Genomic DNA, 235 nt, shown 5'->3' with positions numbered 1-235 from the left:
GGTTCGGCGTGCGGCCGGCCGAGTATTCGCGCAGGAATTCGGCGAACACGCGGTCCTTGTACTCGGCCGCGAAGTTCACCGCTTCCACGTCGATGCCGATCAGGTCGGCAACCGACACGACGTCGATCCAGTCCTGGCGCGTCGAGCAGTATTCGCCGTCGTCGTCGTCTTCCCAGTTCTTCATAAACAGGCCGACCACGTCGTACCCTTGTTCCTTCAGCAGCCACGCGGTCAC

At 62.6% G+C, this 235-nt stretch carries 1 pseudogene; it reads right to left on the bottom strand.

Annotation, left to right across the window (positions count from 1 at the left end):
- A pseudogene (mnmA, locus tag SB816_RS35070) lies at nt 1-235 on the bottom strand (tRNA 2-thiouridine(34) synthase MnmA); the annotation flags it as partial.

The sequence above is a fragment of the Achromobacter sp. SIMBA_011 genome, from assembly GCF_046535435.1.
Lineage (GTDB): Bacteria > Pseudomonadota > Gammaproteobacteria > Burkholderiales > Burkholderiaceae_B > Achromobacter > Achromobacter dolens.
This window is presented reverse-complemented; position numbering and strand designations above follow the sequence as displayed.